This is a genomic window from Tenacibaculum sp. FZY0031 (assembly GCF_036350695.1).
Lineage (GTDB): Bacteria > Bacteroidota > Bacteroidia > Flavobacteriales > Flavobacteriaceae > Polaribacter.
Genome location: NZ_JAZDVY010000002.1, coordinates 298,695 through 315,769 on the forward strand (window position 1 = coordinate 298,695; position 17,075 = coordinate 315,769).

The window sequence follows — 17,075 nt, forward strand, 5'->3', positions numbered from 1 at the left end:
AGAATTAAAAGACCAGTCATTTACAGCATACTAAACTTAAGATGAGCAAAGTAACCTAAAACAAATTACACACATAAAAAAAACATAAGCACCATATAATCAATCATTTTCTATTTCAAAAAGCAATAACAGCATAAAACACTTATCAACCTTTCATATATTTTAACAAATTTCATATCAATACCTGTTGCTTTTATAAATATTTTCACCAAAAATAAGCTGTAGGCTTACAAACCTAAAAAAACACTATGGGATGGTTTAAAAGAAAAAAGACTTCAAAAAATATTACCCCTAAAACTGAAGCAACTCAAAGAAATTCTTCCATTGTAAGATCTCAATCAATTACTATTTGTCATGATGCTGGATTTCAGCCTGCAAGTTCTCTTCCTACAATTAGGGAAACAAAATTAAGACCCGCTAACGAAATTGCAGGAAGACTCCACGCCATAAAAGCTCTTGTTTTATGGTTAATGGTACCTACAGAGAATTTACCTGATGAAAAAATTATAAATTTTATTAATCAGAATAAACTTCTTGATTTTATGACTGAAGAAGAAAAAGAAATACTCAATGTATCTAGAAATAATATAGAATTGAGAAATTCTATTGGTTGGAAGTTTGAAAACGCATGGCCACTTGCTTGGTACTTTGGTTATAATGAACCTGAAATTTCTGGTCAAATGATGACTGGTGAGCAAATGCAAGAAATTTTAATAAATCATACATGTTCACTTGATTCTTTAATTAGTGAATGGCTTCCTAATCAACATACCCTAGAAGAGGAAAAATTAGTAGAAAAAGAAGATTTATTTTACTGTTTACATAATGCAGTAAGAAGTGCCCAATTAGGAGGAAATACTGTTCCTGATGGTTTTGATCCTATTGGAAATGGTGGGGTTATTCATGAACGTAGACATTCGTTAACATGGATGCTTTCTAACGGTACTGAATGGGAAGATACCGATCTTAGCACATAAACTTAAATAAAACAGGAGAAGTTAATTTATAGACTCATAAATTTGCAAAAATTGAAGTTTTAAGAAAATGAGAATACTTACCCTAATTGTTTTACTACTTAGCTTTTCATCGTGTAAGAAGGCTCAGAAAGAAAATAACACCCCTAAAAAGAAGCCTGAAGTAAAAATAGAAGTAGTTACTCCTAACAACCACCAAAAAACAATTGACACTACTTTAATTGTGTTAGACTCTACCACAAACTTAATTTGGATGAAGAACGATTTTAGTGTCATTGAAAAAAAGTTTTTAAATAAGTGGGACGAAGTATTTGAATGGCAAGAAAAAATGAACTCTGATAACTATGCAGGATTTAACGATTGGAGAGTTCCAACTATAAAAGAATACCGATCTATTAATAAAAATAAAAAAGATAGAGTTACTTACAAACAATTTTTTACAGAGATTGACTCTACTTTCTTCTGGGGAAAAGGAGCTTATGCTTTCTGGAGTTCAACAACACCTAATAAAAACACTGCTAGCTACATGAGTTTTAAAGAAGGATTTGCTGTATCTGGGAACAGAGAAAGAAATATAACATACATGAAAGGTCATAAAGGCAAATCATTGGGTATGAGTGTTAGACTAGTTAGAAATAAAGTCAATTAAAAGATTTTACAATGATTATTAGAAAAGCTACCTCTAAAGATTCCAAAGAAATTGCTTTTTGTATGCTATTAGCAATGAAAGACATTGTTTATACATTTATTGGAGAAAACACTACAGAAAAAGCACTTGCCTTTTTAGAGTCTTTAATTATTCAAAAAAACAACCAGTACTCTTACGAAAACTGTTGGGTTATAGAAAGTGACAATAAAGTCATTGCTGCAGCTAACATCTATAATGGTGCCGATTTAAAACAACTTAGAAAACCGGTAGCTGCCTTACTAAAAACTAGGTTTAATCAAAAGCTAACATGCGAAGATGAAACCCAGTTTGGAGAATATTATATTGATTGTATTGGTGTAAGTTCTAGCTACCAAGGTAAAGGTGTTGGTTCTAAAATACTAAGCTTTTTAATTGATGAATATGTTCATAAAAATAAAGAGACATTAGGACTTTTAGTTGATAAAGAAAACCCTAACGCTAAGAAACTATACTTAAAGCTAGGTTTTAAAATTGTTGGAGAAAAAAGATTCGTTGGTAAGGCAATGGAACATTTACAGATACACTAACTTTATTAAGAAAATTATAACAAACTACACTCCGTTTATTTTATAAGTTTACCTTGTGAGAAAACTTAACAAAATACCAAACACTTCTTCGCTACTTCCTATAATAGGTCTAGTTATTTTATTATTTTTTTCTCCCTGTAAAGTTAGAAACTTTATACAAGCAGAACTTAATCTTCCGCTTACTGAAGTTTCAAACAAAAGTCAAACTACCACAAGTAAGCTTAGTTGCTATAGTAGTGAGGTTACAGATGTTTCGCTACTACAAACAATGCCTTTTGTTAAAATTTTGCCTGTTTTTATAGGTAGTTTTTTTAACACCTCTTCTCAGTTTGTTGCAAATTTCCCTAATAAAACAAGAATTAACTATCAAAAAAAGAGACATGTAACATCTTCAGTTCCTCTTTATATTTTATTTAAAAACTTTAAAGCCCACCTTTAGCCTCCTCTTCTTAACAATTACAAATAAAAATAATAACCTACATAATACTTACTTATGTAGCTATCACTTGTACTATAAACTACAAATAGTATAAGTTCTAACACAAAACATAATGATTAACAACAATATAAAAAACGATTCAGGGCTTTTGGTTCTGGCAATACGATTGGTTATTGGTTGGACCTACTTCTCTGCCTTTTGGAGAAGAACAATTTTAGCCAATAAACTTGACCCTGAAGTAGCAGGATACATTGGAGAAAAATTCAACCATTTTCTTCCTAATGCATTAGGTATTAAACCTCTTATTCAATACTTAGTTGAAAACCCTGACATTCTTTGGCTAAACATGGTAATATTTACTATTATTGAAGGAATTGTAGGACTATTCATCATCTTTGGTTTATTTACTAGAATAATGAGTATCGGTGTATTTGGTCTCGCTATGGGAATTCTTTTGGGTTCTGGTTGGATAGGAACAACATGCCTTGATGAATGGCAAATTGGTGTGCTTGGCATCGCAACAGGATATGTACTTTTTTTAACCGGAAGTGGTAAATACTCGCTAGATAACTACTTTATAAAAAACAATTTTTCCTTCACTAATAAAAAATGGTTTGCATGGCTAGGATCAGGGATCTTACCGATTAAAAACAACATTTTTCCAAGGTTTGTTTTAATAGGATCCTTAACTATTTTAGGAATGACTTTATTCACCAACCAAGTATTTCATGGTGGTGTTTGGGGAACACTTCATAACAAATCGGTTAAACCTAAATTAGAAATAACAGAAGGTAAAATTAACAACGATATACTTTCTTTTAACCTCTTTAGAACAGAAGGTGTTGATGTATATGGATCGTGGGTTATTGCTATTGAATTACTTGATCAAAATGGTAATATTGTTGTTCAGTATGCACAAAAAGAATTAGCTTCATTAGCTCATCAAAATATATTAAATTATTACGTTGCTAAAATAAAACCTGGTAAACATAGTTTGGTTGTCCCTTTAGGAGCCAAAGCAAAAATGACTTTTAGTAATCAAACTCTTTCACAGGTTTCTAACGGAACATATACCCTAAAAATAACAGATATTAGTGGTGCTTTTTGGACACACCAAATAACTAACTAAATCTAAAACGCAATAGTGTTGAAACACTATTGCGTTTCTTTCAAAACTTCAATTATTTCCCAAAAACCAACCTTATGCTTTTTTTAACAAATTTCATATCGATTACTTTTTCTTTTGTAAATAATTTCACCAAAAAAAGCTATTAAGTGTTTCTTACACTTAACTTCTCATTAAATAAATATAAAAAGTAGACTATGAACAATCAATTAAATTTTAAAGAATTAAACTTTAAACTAGCTGTAATTAACGAGTTAATGTACGTTCAAGAAGTGTTACAACCTAAATTAGAGGTATATGAGTTTATAGAAAAGCAACGGAACTTAACTTCTTCAGAAGCTTATGATATTATTGAAGAAGAAGGCTATGAAATAATTCCTGAAGTACTGGAATACTTTAAAAACTTAGAACTCACTTCTGAAATGGTTGAAAACATTGAAGAACTAAACATGGATGGAGGTGACGAAATCTATGGTCAAATTATCCCTTTTTGGGACGGTGAAGATGATGTATTTAGTGTGAACTCTGCTGTTGATTCTACATTACTACCCAACCTAAAAAGGATTTCTCTTCTTTATAGCGAAAATGATTCTTTATTAGACGAATTTCAAGAAAAAGGAATTGAAGCTGATTGGCTTTAAGAAAGTAAAACGTATTTAATGAAAACTCTTAAAACAAACGATAAAGAAGAAACAGAACTTTGGTGGTAAAACTATAAAACAACATGTTTAAAATAAAAAAGAAACTACTTATTCTTTTAATAATTCTATTAACAGGCTTTTTAATTCCTCAAAACTTAAAAATGCCTGTTAATGGAGCTACCAAATCTGATTACAATCCAAAATCATTTTGGTATTACCCTTGGGGTAAATCAGTTACCCATAAAGGGGTTGATATTTTTGCTAAGAAAAATACTAAAATCACCTCTTCTACTCTCGGAGTAGTTTTATTTTCTGGAAAAATAAGTATGGGCGGAAATACCGTAGTAGTTCTAGGTCCAAAATGGAGGTTACACTACTATGCACATTTAGAAAGTGTAAAAACAACTTCTTTAACTTTTGTAAATACCAATTCGATAATTGGAACTGTTGGCACGAGTGGAAATGCCGCTGGAAAAGCTCCACATTTACACTACTCTATATTTACTCTAATACCTTATGTATGGAAGATTGATTCAGACAAACAGGGATGGAAAAAAATGTTTTACCTAAACCCTATTGATTATTTAGAAGAATAGTTCTTATTCTAATCCTTCCATTTCAGCATCATAAAATAATCCTGCTGCTTCAATTAAGCCTTCTAACTCATTAGCTAAGTCTTGTTCATTTTCGTTAGACAAGTCTTCAAACCACTCAATTTCATCATCTTTTAAATTGATTAAAAAACGAGGATACTCTGTATGCAAAACAAAAATATCTTCTGGGTGATTGCTATTATCAGCTAATAAAAATTTAGGTAAGTTCATTATGTTTTGTTTTAATCAATTGTAAAGTTAATTTATTAAATCGTATAAATAGTAAAATTGATGCTGTGGTTAACCCTGCAAGCAACCCTAACCAAATACCAAAGCTGCCATATCTCTCTTCTGATCCGAAGAAAAAACTAATAGGAAAACCTACCACCCAATACGATATAAAAGTGATGAATGTAGGTATTTTAACATCTTGTAAGCCACGTAAAGCTCCTAACATTACTACTTGTATACTGTCACTTATTTGAAAAATTGCCGCAGCAATTAATAAGTTTGCTGCTATACTCATTACTTCCATATTATCTGCATAATTTTCAGCATCGCTTAAATCAACATATAAATTTGGTAACGATTTGTGAAAAACAAAGAAAAAAGTAGCAAATATAACTGCGAGTATAGTCCCTAGGAAAAAGATTGAAAATGCTATTCTTCTCAATTCTTTATAATTTTGCAATCCTTTTTGATTTCCAACTCTAATCATAGAAGCAACGCTCAATCCAGTGGCTACCATAAATGTCATTGAAGATAAATTCAACGCTATTTGATTTGCCGCTTGAGGGTTTTTTCCCAACAATCCACTTAACCAAATTGCTGCTGTAAAAATAGCTACTTCAAAAAACATTTGCATAGCACTTGGTGTACCTAAGTTTATAATTTTTCGAATCATTAAAGTATCTAACACAAAAAACTTAATATTGGTAACCAAACGTTTTGAACGCTCTTTTTTACTTAACAACCACCATAAATATACCACCATTACAAACCTTGAGAGCAACGTTCCGTAAGCAGCTCCCACGATGCCTAATTGAGGAAAACCAAACTTCCCGTAAATTAGTAGGTAATTCAGCAATACATTCAACACATTAGCAAGTAATGTGGCATACATAGGATAGCGTGTCATTGACATTCCATCACTAAATTGTTTAAATCCCTGAAAAATAATCATCGGAATTAATGAAAAAGCTACCAAATCTAAATATGGAATCGCCAACTCAACCACTTCTATAGGTTGTTTCATTAAATACATTAATGGTTTCGAAAAGAAAACTACTAAAAACAGCATAATTCCCATCATAGTGCACAAGAAAAGCCCGTGCTTAAAAGTAGATTTTGCTTGTGTAAAATTATTAGAAGAGTCTGCTTCGGCAATTAAAGGTGTTATTGCAGTAGAAAAACCAATTCCTAACGACATTGCTATAAACATAAAACTGTTACCTAATGAAACCGCTGCTAATTCGGCAGTTCCTAGTTGACCTACCATTATATTATCTATAAAACTCACAAAAGTATGCCCTAACATACCTAGCATTACTGGAGCAGCAAGTTTTAAGTTATATTTAAACTCTGAAGTGTATTGTTTAATGTTCAATTTAGTATTCTTTTCAGCTTGCAAAAATACAACTGTTATCTAAAATAATGTAGGGATATAACAAAATAAAAACCGCTTAATAAAGCGGCTTCTATAACATCAAAATAATTACACGTTATTCTCGTGCTTACGATTTTGGTAATAAAACACTATTAATTACATGAATTACTCCATTAGATTGGTTTACATCTGCAATCGTAACCTTTGCCTTTCCTCCATTTGCGTCAGATAGGTAAACATTTCCCCCTTTCATCCATGCAGTAATTTTACCACCACTAACGGTTTCTATAGTAGCTTTACCTCCTTTGTCTTTTATTAATTTCACTAGTTCGGTTGCACTCCATTTACCAGCTACAACATGGTATTTTAATATGGTTTGTAATTTCATTTTGTTTTCTGGTTTCAATAACGTTTCAACGACTCCTTCTGGAAGCTTATCAAAAGCTTTATTTACAGGAGCAAAAACTGTAAAGGGTCCTTTACTTGATAATACATCTACCAAATCTGCCGCTTTTACAGCTGCCACCAATGTTGTATGGTCTTTAGAGTTTACCGCATTTTGTACAATGTTTTTTGATGGATACATTTCTGCTCCTCCAACCATTTTTGTTTTTTCTTGTGCCGTAATACTATAGCTGGTAAATAAAGCGACTGCTAAAACGGTTACTTTAAAAAAGTGTAAGGTTTTCATAAATAATGATTTTTAAATTAATATATTTCTATCTAATCATATCTACGAAAAAGATTGTCTCTTGGTTTTATAAGAAATTAAAATCCTAAGGAAAACTTAGAATATTCTTATAAGTTATGTAATTATTCTTATTTTTGATGTTCCTAAAACACATATAAAATGGCTTCAATAACTCTAAAAGGTAACACAATAGAAACAATAGGTAACTTACCTGAAACTGGAACTAAAGCAATTGATTTTTCGTTAGTTGCAACGGATTTATCTGTTAAAAACTTAGGTGACTTTAGCGGTACTCGATTAATTTTAAATATTTTTCCAAGTGTCGATACAGGTACTTGTGCTACCTCTGTTAGAGAATTCAACAAAAAGGCAGCCAATTTAGAAAACACTAAAGTGTTATGTATTTCCAGAGACTTACCTTTTGCTCAAGGTCGTTTTTGTGGTGCAGAAGGTATTGAAAATGTAATTATGCTGTCTGATTTTGCTGCGGGGCGATTTGGTAAAGACTATGGTTTAGAGATTGTTACGGGACCTTTAGCTGGCTTGCATTCTCGTTGTATTGTTATCATTGATGAAAACGGTACTGTAAGTTACACAGAGCAGGTAAACGAAACTGTGGATGAACCTAACTATGACGCTGCATTAAAAGCTCTTTAAAAATATATGAAGAATCCGAATGACGGCTTTTTAAAAGGACGCATACGAAGTATTAAATTTGCAGCAAAAGGAATGTGGTTGCTAATCACCACAGAAGATAGCATTAAAGCCCAGCTTTCATTTGCTATTGCTGCTACTATCCTCGGATTTTACTTTAATATATCTGCAACCGAATGGATGGCTCAAACCTTAGCTATTGGAATTGTTTTAGTAGCTGAAGCCCTAAATACTGCCATCGAAAAAGTAGCGGACTTTATACATCCTGATTATCATAAAAAAATAGGTTTTATTAAAGATATTGCTGCGGGTGCTCCTGCATTTGCTGCAGTAATATCATTAATTATTGCTGGGATAATTTACCTTCCTAAAATAATAGCTATATTGTAGCGTTCAATTTATTTCTAACAAAAATACATGGCAAAAAAGAAGACAACTGTTCAAAAAAAACAGCCAAAAATTTCTATCATTAAAAGGATAAAAACCTTTTTTTCAAACAGACAAAACCAAACTATTTTAGGTTTTTTTCTAGTACTGTTTTCTATATTTTTAACTGTTGCTTTTATTTCTTTTTTCTTCTCTTGGCAAGAAGACCAAAGCACCCTTAGTCAATTTGCCGACAGAACAGTTCCTACTAAAAACCTATTAGGTAAAATAGGCGCTAAACTCAGCAACTTTCTTGTATATGACGGTTTTGGTTTGGGAGCTTTTATCATACCTATAACATTGTTTTTAACAGGTGCCAGAATTTTACTACAAACCAATTTAAAAAGAATTATAACCTCTTGGAATTGGGCTATTCTTATTATGCTTTGGTTTGCCACAGCTCTTGGTTTTGTTGAAAAAAAACATGCACTTTTATCAGGAATTATAGGCTTTGAATTGAACGACTACTTACAAACTTTTTTAGGTAAAACAGGACTAGCTATTTTACTTATTTTCTTTTTAGTTGCCTACCTAATCATTCGTTTTAGTATTACTCCTGAAACAATTAGTGAAAAGGTAAAAGTTAACAAAGAGAAAAAAGTCAATACCCCAAAAGACCCTACAAAGGTAACTCGCGACGATTCTACTATTATAAACGATACTCATACTCACATAGATAGCGACACCAAGGTTACTCTTACAGAAGAACCTAAAAAAGACAAGTCAGACTTTGAATTATCTCTAGAAAATTTACAACCAACTATCTCTAATTATTCTGGTGTAGATGAAACTTCAAATAAAGAAAAGAAAGAAGAGATTTCTTTAGACATTACCCCTATTAACGAACCAACAGCTAAAATAACAGAAGATAGTAAAAAAGAAGTGGAGGTTGCTATTGAAAAAATTGCAGAAGAAAAAAGTGTTTCTGAAAATTTATCTGATCAATTACTCAAAGATTTTGGTGAATTTGACCCTACCCTAGAACTAGGAAACTTTAAGTTTCCTTCTTTTAATTTACTAAAAGAATACAACGAAAGCATTTCTGTTGACCCAACTGAACTTGAAGCTAAGAAAAATCAAATTGTAGAAACTTTAAAAAACTACAAAATTGGTATTGCACAAATAAAAGCAACTGTTGGTCCAACCATTACCTTATATGAAATTGTACCTGAAGCGGGAGTTCGTATTTCAAAAATTAAAAACTTAGAAGACGATATTGCCTTATCTCTTTCAGCTTTAGGAATACGTATCATCGCTCCTATCCCAGGGAAAGGAACCATTGGTATTGAAGTACCTAATAAAAAAGCGACTATTGTTTCAATGCATTCGGTAATTGCTTCAAAAAAGTTCCAAGAATCACCAATGCAACTCCCTATTGCCTTAGGTAAAACCATTTCAAACGAAACTTTTGTTATCGATTTAGCTAAAATGCCTCACTTACTAATGGCTGGTGCTACAGGACAAGGTAAATCGGTAGGATTGAATGCTATTCTAACATCACTACTATACAAAAAACACCCAGCTGAAGTAAAATTTGTATTGGTAGATCCTAAAAAAGTAGAATTAACACTATTCAATAAAATAGAGCGTCATTACTTAGCGAAATTACCAGATGATTCTGAAGCTATTATTACCGATACAACTAAAGTAGTAAATACATTAAACTCTTTATGTATTGAAATGGATAATCGTTACGACTTGCTTAAAAATGCCATGGTTCGTAATATTAAAGAATACAACGCTAAGTTTAGAGCTCGTAAACTAAACCCTGAAAACGGACATCGTTTTTTACCTTACATCGTATTGGTAATTGACGAATTTGCTGATTTGATTATGACCGCCGGGAAAGAGGTAGAAACTCCTATTGCGCGTTTAGCTCAATTAGCACGTGCCATCGGTATTCATTTAATTGTAGCAACACAGCGTCCTTCCGTTAACGTAATTACAGGTATTATCAAAGCTAACTTCCCTGCTAGAATAGCCTTTAGAGTTACTTCTAAAATTGATTCAAGAACTATTTTAGATGCCCCTGGAGCAGATCAATTAATTGGTCGAGGTGATTTATTGTATTCAGGAGGAAATGATATTATACGTATTCAATGTGCTTTTGTAGACACTCCTGAAGTAGAAAAAATTACCGATTTTATTGGCTCTCAGCGAGCCTATCCTGAAGCCTATTTACTTCCAGAATACGTTGGTGAAGAAGGTGGCACAAATCTTGATGTTGATATTGCAGACAGAGATAAACTGTTTAAAGAAGCAGCTGAAGTTATTGTTACTGCACAACAAGGTTCGGCATCGTTATTGCAACGTAAATTAAAGTTAGGTTACAACCGTGCAGGTAGATTGATCGATCAATTAGAAGCTGCTGGTATTGTAGGACCTTTCGAAGGTAGTAAAGCACGACAAGTACTTGTATCCGATCTAATTGCCTTAGAGCAATTATTAGAGAATGAAAAGAATTAATAATTATAAACTATTCCGAAAGTGGAAATAAGAAAGACGATGAAAAAAATAGGATTATTATTTATTGGATTATGCATTAGCATTAGCGCTATGGGACAAACCAACTCTTCAGAAGCAAAAAAATTGCTAGACGAAGTTTCAAATAAAATGGGAACCTACAGAAATATGGTTATTGGTTTTAACTCTTCTTTAATTAACAAAGAAGCAGGCATTACCAACGACCCACCAATAAGAGGTGAAATTACCTTATCGGGTGAAAAGTACAACTTAGATTACCTTGGAAATACTTTTATTTTTGATGGAAAAAAATTAGTGGTTATTAACCAAGACGAAAAAGAAGTTAGCATTAACAACGGTAATTTAGATGAAGAAGACGGTTTTATTTACCCTTCAAAATTATTGACTTTTTACAAAGAAGGCTATAATTACCAAATGGGAGCATTAAAAAATAGTAACGGACGTAAAGTTCAATATATAGATCTTACTCCTATTGATAGTAACTCTGACATTGTTAAAGTACAGTTAGGAATTGATGCTAAAACAAAACATATCTACAAATTAACACAAATAGGTTCTAACGGTGCTGAAACTACCTTTACAATTACCAAATTTAAAAGCAACCAACCTATATCGGCTCAACTTTTTACTTTCGATAGAAGTAAGTACGCTCAGCAAGGATACTACATCGACTAAAAACTTACCTAAAAGTTTTGTTAGTGATTTACTTAAAAAATCATTAACAAAACTTTTGTGTATATATGCCTCTAACCTACTACCTTTGCATCTGTGAAAACATTAGACAGATATATATTAAAAAGCTTCTTAGTTCCTTTTTTAGCAACCTTCTTTATCATTTTATTTGTATTGGTAATGCAAGCGTTGTGGTTGGCTTTTGATAATTTTGCTGGTAAAGGTATTAGTGTTGCAATTATTTTAAAATTCTTGTGGTATACCACCCTAATTGTAGCTCCTCAAGCCTTACCCATCGGTGTTTTATTATCTTCTATTATGACGCTAGGTGGTTTGTCTGAAAACTACGAATTTGCGGCGGCAAAATCTGCTGGAGTATCTTTACAGCGCATGGTACGCCCTATTGTTTTCTTAGCTATTTTTTTAAGTGGTGTTAACTTTTTGTTTCTTAATTATGTGTATCCATATGCCATGCTTAAGCAATTAAACATGAAGGTAAACATTAAAAAGAAACAACCTGCTATTGCTTTGGTTGCTGGAAGCTTTAATACTGAAATTCCTAACTTTCAAATAAAATTTAAAGAGAAATACGGTAAAGAAGACAATCTTTTAAAAGAAGTTATGATTTACGATTTATCTTCAAAAAAAGGGAATAATAAAATTATTACCGCTAAAAGTGGTGAAATTCTTTCAGAAGAAGGCAGTCGCTACATGACCTTAGTTTTAAAAGATGGATACTATTTTGAGCATCATTTAAAAAACGGAGCTTCTTTTAAAGAACGAGAAAGAATGCCTGCTTCGTACGCAGACTTTGAAGAATACACTATTAACATTGATATCTCTTCGTTTAGTAATGATGATATAGAAGATGAAAAATATAAAACGAACTACAATATGTTAAGCTTGGCACAACTAAAGGATACTTTGCCAATGATGAAGCAAAATTACGATGCCTTTGTTAGTAGTAGAGCTAAAAACTTATTTTTAAGCATTGATGTAGAAGATTTACACCAATACCCAGATTCTTTAATAAACAAAGAACTTTCGTTAAACATTCTTGATAACTTTGTGTTAAAAGAAAAACGAAATATTCTTTCAATAGCTACTTCAAAATTAGAACGCACTATAAACAATAATAAGTCTAACAAAGACACTTTAAAAAACAAACGAAAGTATTTAAACCTCTATGATATTGAGTTTTACAATCGTATTGCCTTTTCACTTTCTTGTTTGTTACTCTTTTTTATCGGTGCTCCTTTAGGCTCTATTATCAGAAAAGGAGGTATGGGATTGCCTATGATTTTGGCAATCGCCATTTACGTTTTATACTTCTTCTCCAATACTTTTGGAAGAAACTTAGCCGAAGAAAGCTCGCTTACAGCCATTACTGGATCTTGGCTAAGTGTATTTTTAATGCTACCTTTGGCTATAACATTAACTGTTAGAGCTACTAAAGATAAAGGACTATTTGATATTAATAGTTTTTTTGTTCTAATACGAAACGCTGTAAAAAACCTATTCTCTAAAAAGGGAAAACCACAACATAATGACAACACAAACTCCAACTAATATTCAATTAAACACAATTGAAGAAGCTATAGAAGATATTAAAAACGGTAAAGTTATTATCGTAGTTGATGATGAAGATCGTGAGAATGAAGGTGATTTTTTAGCTGCTGCTGAAAAAATTACCCCTGAAATGATTAACTTCATGGCAACCCATGGCCGCGGATTAATTTGTACCCCCCTAACTGAAACTCGCTGTAAAGAATTAGAGTTAGGAATGATGGTTAGCAATAACACCGACCCAATGGAAACCGCGTTTACCGTATCGGTAGACTTACGTGGAAATGGGGTTACTACGGGTATTTCTGCTTCTGATAGAGCAAAAACTGTACAAGCCCTAATTACCCCAGACACCAAGCCTTTTGACTTAGCCAGACCTGGCCATATTTTTCCTTTAAAAGCTAAAAATGGTGGAGTATTGCGTAGAACTGGACACACTGAAGCTGCTATTGATTTTGCACGTTTAGCAGGGTTAGAACCTGCAGGTGTTATCGTTGAGATTATGAATGAAGATGGTACCATGGCACGCTTGCCTCAACTAATGAAAGTTGCTGAAAAATTCGACTTAAAAATTGTTTCTATTGAAGATTTAGTGGCATATCGAATGGAACACGATTCGTTAATTGAAAAGAAAGAAGACTTCAATATTCAAACTCGTTTTGGTGATTTTCGTCTTCGTGCTTACCAACAAACTACCAATAATCAAGTACATATTGCTTTGACCAAAGGGACTTGGAGTAAGAATGAACCTATTTTAACTCGTGTAAACTCGACTTTGGTAAACAATGATATTTTAGGAACCTTAACTAATAATGCCGATAAAAAATTAGACCAAATGTTTAAGGTGGTTAATGATGAAGGTAGAGGTGCTATCTTGTTTATTAATCAACAAATGCAAGCGCTAAACTTATTAAACAGGCTTCGTATTTTAAAAGAAAACCAAACTAAAGGAGAAATGAAAGCTCCTAATGTCGTGATGGATAACAAAGACTTTGGTATTGGCGCCCAAATTTTACACGACTTACACATTCATAAACTACGCTTGGTTTCTAACACCAAACAAACCAAACGCGTAGGAATGATTGGTTATGGATTAGAAATTGTTGATTATGTAAACTACTAATCATACTATTAAAAATTAAAAAGTCACCGCTTTAAAACGGTGACTTTTTTCCTTTAATATACTAAATACCTTATTAAATATTAACAAACACAGTGAGACCAATCTAAACCGTATTTTTCCATTTGATCTTGAATGTAGAAATCTCTATCTCTCCAACTAGAACGGCAAAAATCGTTGCAATCGTAAAACATTCTCCCCCCTCTAATCTCTTGTTGATCTTCTTTGTTTAATCTTTTTCCCAAGTTTAAAATTTGTTTTTTCATAATAATGTAATGATTTAATTAAATTGATTAAATCCTTGAACATATTTATAGACACTCAAGGTTTATGTCTATTTTCTCGCGAAAGAATTTTTAAGGACTTTAAAATAATGTTTTTTTTAAAAATATTTTTCTATTAAGATTCAAATACGCAAAAAACAGACTTAATTAAGCTCAACTCTAAGCACACAAAATAATCATTAGATTTATCGTGCTCTTAAAATATATTTTGAGTTTAGAATGTTCCTATTTCCTATAAACAAAAGGATACTCTTAATAGACTTGACATTTCATTCCAAAAGAATCAACGGTCTTTTATGCTTATTTTTTTATCTTTGGCACACTAAAAATTGCTCTTATATTCTTTCTTATTTATTATTAAAGAATGCATAGTAATCTTTGTTATATATATTAACAGTATACAGTAAATAAAATTGAAAAGAAAAATTTAATCAAAAACAAAAGCATGTTAGAAATATTAGCAATCGTTTTTTTAGGTAAAAAAATAGCTGAATTAGCAGAAGAAAAAGGAAAAAGCCCTAAAAAGTGGAAAGGTATAATGATAGGCTCTTGGTTTGGAGCAGAAATTTTGGGTATTGTAATATTTGCCTCTACAGTTGGAATAGGTGATGATACTATTTTTCCTGCTGTAATTACAGGTATAGCTTGTGGATTGGCTAGTTATTTTATTGTTAGAAGCATGCTGTCTTCAAAACCTAACACTCCTCTAAAAGAATTATCATAAAGAATAATAGTGATAGCTTACTCGGCATTTAACCCGAATCGTTAGCCGACTAGATAAAACGGTCTTATAAAATTGAGGTGTTGCATAGTATCCTAAAAGACTCTATGCAACATATATCAATAGTACTACAATAACTTTCTACTCCACAGGGATACAAATATCTACAATACATTTCCCTTCTGGGTGTTCATTAGGGTTATTGTAAAAAATCTCATACGGATCTTGGTCATTTTTTTTAAAACCATGTTCACTCATCCACACAAAACTACTTTCCCAGGCTTGTTGAAATTCTGACGGAGTAATTTCTAAACGAGATACTATACATTTTGCTTCGGGTATTTCTTTTACACTTACTTCTCCTTCAGTTTTTACCTCTGAATTTAAAATTAAACAAACACTCATTCTTATTTTGTCTTCATCGGTAATTTTGGGACTGTCGTGATATACCGTTAACATTCTTAAATTTTCCTGCTGCATTAGCCCTTTAGGATACGCCCACTTTATCAATTTATGGTAAGTTTTTTCTACTGCATCCATTTTTCCTTGATGTGTTAAATAGGCCACTTTTAAGGTTGGTATTTTTTTTACTTCAATTTTAGCTTTCATTTGCATCCATTTTAAGTTTGTTTGTATGTTACAAATGTATTGCTCAAACCGAGTTTCTATTTTTCCATTCTTGTTTTCTGTTTTACAAATCTTGCTATATTTAGATGAGCTTCCTTTTTTAAATTCAGCAGGACTCATTCCGTAAAACTTTTTAAAAGCCCTTGAAAATGATGACAAACTTGCAAAACCTACTATTTCGGATACTTCTGTAACCATTTTACTCTTTTTATTTAGTAAAAAAGAAGCTGCCTTTTCTATTTTCTTTCTAGTAATAAAATCATTTACTGTTTCTTTAGTTACAGCTTTAAAAAGCCTATGAAAATGATAGGGAGAAAAGTATGCCTTTTCTGCTATTTCTTCTAAAACAAGTTTTTTATCTAAATTTCCTTCAATAAAATCAATAGCATTACTTATCCGTATAGCTGTTTTATTGGGTATTTTTTCAGACGATTTCATAACTCTTATTTATTTGTAAACATAGTTTAGACACAAAATCTTCTTCCTTATACATTTCATGAGCTTTCTGTGGAATGATACTAGGCGTTAGCTTTATGTTTTCAAACCAGTCTTCACTTGGCTTGTAAACATCTTTTCCTCCGTAATAAAGCGCTATTTTCCCTTTTGGGCGTTCTGTTTCATAACGTAATCTTGTTGATGAAATAGCATAAAAACTTTTAACATCTAAACCGTTTAAACAAGCCTCCCAAGCTATGGTTCCCCCTATGCTGAAAGCTAAAACTGTAAGCTGTTCTTTTTCTAATTTTATTAAGTTTTCAACCGCTTTTTCTATTCCTTCGTTTAAGAAAAAAGCATGTCGTTGTGCTTCTAACAAATATTTTTGAGGCATTTCGGCTAATTCACAGCTATTATACAACACAACCTTAAAATTATCAGACAACCTGTTTACATACATAGAAACCCAACTAGCGCCTGTAATTCCCCATAAATCTGATAAAATTAGTAATCGATTTTTCATGTATTGCTATTCATTTTTTGTAAAAGGAAAAATACAAAACCTCCTGCAAAATATAAAACAACATCCAATACATCTGCTGTATACCTTACATGATATTTAGGCAATATCAACTCAAATAACACGGAATACAATACACATATATAAAGTATTAATCCTAAAGAAATACACCAACTTTTATCACTCCTACTCCACTGTAACACAAAGAGACTTACTGTTAATACAATAGGGATTATTAAAAAATCGTTTACGTAATTATTAATAAAAGAGGGAAGTTTGAT

19 protein-coding genes are annotated in these 17,075 nt (G+C 31.9%); 13 read left to right on the top strand and 6 right to left on the bottom strand.

Annotated elements, in window-relative coordinates; all coding sequences use genetic code 11:
• Positions 1-248: 248 nt before the first annotated feature.
• The 6 genes from V1T75_RS03770 (at position 249) to V1T75_RS03795 (ending at position 4,991) form a co-directional block, all read left to right on the top strand.
• A complete protein-coding gene (locus tag V1T75_RS03770; protein WP_330487230.1) occupies positions 249-977 on the top strand; it encodes a DUF4272 domain-containing protein in 729 nt (242 codons plus the stop codon).
• Positions 978-1,044: 67 nt separating this feature from the next.
• Positions 1,045-1,623, top strand: a complete 579-nt coding sequence (locus tag V1T75_RS03775) for an Lcl C-terminal domain-containing protein (protein WP_330487231.1) — start codon at positions 1,045-1,047, stop codon at positions 1,621-1,623.
• An 11-nt stretch (positions 1,624-1,634) separates the two neighbouring features.
• Positions 1,635-2,189 carry a GNAT family N-acetyltransferase gene (locus tag V1T75_RS03780; protein WP_330487232.1) on the top strand — a complete coding sequence of 185 codons (555 nt, stop codon included), beginning with the start codon at positions 1,635-1,637 and terminating at the stop codon, positions 2,187-2,189.
• A gap of 551 nt (positions 2,190-2,740) precedes the next feature.
• Positions 2,741-3,757: a TQO small subunit DoxD gene (locus V1T75_RS03785; protein ID WP_330487233.1), complete on the top strand. Its 1,017-nt coding sequence runs from the start codon at positions 2,741-2,743 to the stop codon at positions 3,755-3,757.
• Between the two features lie 194 nt (positions 3,758-3,951).
• Positions 3,952-4,395 carry a DUF6892 domain-containing protein gene (locus V1T75_RS03790; protein ID WP_330487234.1) on the top strand — a complete coding sequence of 148 codons (444 nt, stop codon included), beginning with the start codon at positions 3,952-3,954 and terminating at the stop codon, positions 4,393-4,395.
• Positions 4,396-4,478: 83 nt separating this feature from the next.
• Positions 4,479-4,991 carry a M23 family metallopeptidase gene (locus V1T75_RS03795; protein WP_330487235.1) on the top strand — a complete coding sequence of 171 codons (513 nt, stop codon included), beginning with the start codon at positions 4,479-4,481 and terminating at the stop codon, positions 4,989-4,991.
• Positions 4,992-4,994: 3 nt separating this feature from the next.
• Here V1T75_RS03795 and V1T75_RS03800 read toward each other — a convergent pair whose 3' ends face one another.
• The 3 genes from V1T75_RS03800 to V1T75_RS03810 all read right to left on the bottom strand — a co-directional run bounded on the left by V1T75_RS03800 (position 4,995) and on the right by V1T75_RS03810 (position 7,285).
• Complete coding sequence (locus tag V1T75_RS03800; protein ID WP_299007500.1) at positions 4,995-5,219, bottom strand: hypothetical protein; 225 nt, start codon at positions 5,217-5,219, stop codon at positions 4,995-4,997.
• A complete protein-coding gene (locus tag V1T75_RS03805; RefSeq protein WP_330487236.1) occupies positions 5,206-6,594 on the bottom strand; it encodes an MATE family efflux transporter in 1,389 nt (462 codons plus the stop codon). The genes V1T75_RS03800 and V1T75_RS03805 overlap by 14 nt, the downstream gene beginning before the upstream one ends.
• 127 nt (positions 6,595-6,721) lie before the next feature.
• Complete coding sequence (locus V1T75_RS03810) at positions 6,722-7,285, bottom strand: fasciclin domain-containing protein (protein ID WP_330487237.1); 564 nt, start codon at positions 7,283-7,285, stop codon at positions 6,722-6,724.
• A 159-nt stretch (positions 7,286-7,444) separates the two neighbouring features.
• On the opposite strand from V1T75_RS03810, the gene tpx reads away from it, so the two are divergent.
• From tpx to ribB, 6 genes are all read left to right on the top strand, one after another.
• Positions 7,445-7,942, top strand: a complete 498-nt coding sequence (gene tpx, locus V1T75_RS03815) for a thiol peroxidase (RefSeq protein WP_330487238.1) — start codon at positions 7,445-7,447, stop codon at positions 7,940-7,942.
• Between the two features lie 6 nt (positions 7,943-7,948).
• Positions 7,949-8,329, top strand: coding sequence for a diacylglycerol kinase family protein (locus tag V1T75_RS03820; protein ID WP_330487239.1), 381 nt, complete (start codon positions 7,949-7,951; stop codon positions 8,327-8,329).
• Positions 8,330-8,356: 27 nt separating this feature from the next.
• The gene (locus V1T75_RS03825) at positions 8,357-10,831 is read left to right on the top strand and encodes a DNA translocase FtsK (protein ID WP_330487240.1); all 2,475 of its coding nucleotides are present in this window, start codon (positions 8,357-8,359) and stop codon (positions 10,829-10,831) included.
• Positions 10,832-10,870: 39 nt separating this feature from the next.
• Entirely contained in the window at positions 10,871-11,524 is a 654-nt protein-coding gene (locus V1T75_RS03830) for a LolA family protein (RefSeq protein ID WP_330487241.1), read from the top strand.
• A 93-nt stretch (positions 11,525-11,617) separates the two neighbouring features.
• Entirely contained in the window at positions 11,618-13,090 is a 1,473-nt protein-coding gene (locus V1T75_RS03835) for an LptF/LptG family permease (protein WP_330487242.1), read from the top strand.
• Entirely contained in the window at positions 13,068-14,210 is a 1,143-nt protein-coding gene (gene ribB / locus V1T75_RS03840) for a 3,4-dihydroxy-2-butanone-4-phosphate synthase (RefSeq protein ID WP_330487243.1), read from the top strand. Before V1T75_RS03835 ends, ribB begins: the two co-directional genes overlap by 23 nt.
• A gap of 80 nt (positions 14,211-14,290) precedes the next feature.
• On the opposite strand, the gene V1T75_RS03845 is transcribed toward ribB, so the two are convergent.
• Positions 14,291-14,473, bottom strand: coding sequence for a hypothetical protein (locus tag V1T75_RS03845; RefSeq protein WP_330487244.1), 183 nt, complete (start codon positions 14,471-14,473; stop codon positions 14,291-14,293).
• Between the two features lie 463 nt (positions 14,474-14,936).
• Here V1T75_RS03845 and V1T75_RS03850 point away from each other — a divergent pair, with 463 nt between their 5' ends.
• Positions 14,937-15,215 carry a hypothetical protein gene (locus V1T75_RS03850; RefSeq protein ID WP_330487245.1) on the top strand — a complete coding sequence of 93 codons (279 nt, stop codon included), beginning with the start codon at positions 14,937-14,939 and terminating at the stop codon, positions 15,213-15,215.
• Positions 15,216-15,353: 138 nt separating this feature from the next.
• Here V1T75_RS03850 and V1T75_RS03855 read toward each other — a convergent pair whose 3' ends face one another.
• Both V1T75_RS03855 and V1T75_RS03860 read right to left on the bottom strand, forming a co-directional pair.
• Positions 15,354-16,277: an AraC family transcriptional regulator gene (locus V1T75_RS03855; RefSeq protein WP_330487246.1), complete on the bottom strand. Its 924-nt coding sequence runs from the start codon at positions 16,275-16,277 to the stop codon at positions 15,354-15,356.
• The gene (locus V1T75_RS03860) at positions 16,264-16,797 is read right to left on the bottom strand and encodes an alpha/beta hydrolase (protein WP_330487247.1); all 534 of its coding nucleotides are present in this window, start codon (positions 16,795-16,797) and stop codon (positions 16,264-16,266) included. Before V1T75_RS03860 ends, V1T75_RS03855 begins: the two co-directional genes overlap by 14 nt.
• Between the last annotated feature and the right edge of the window lie 278 nt (positions 16,798-17,075).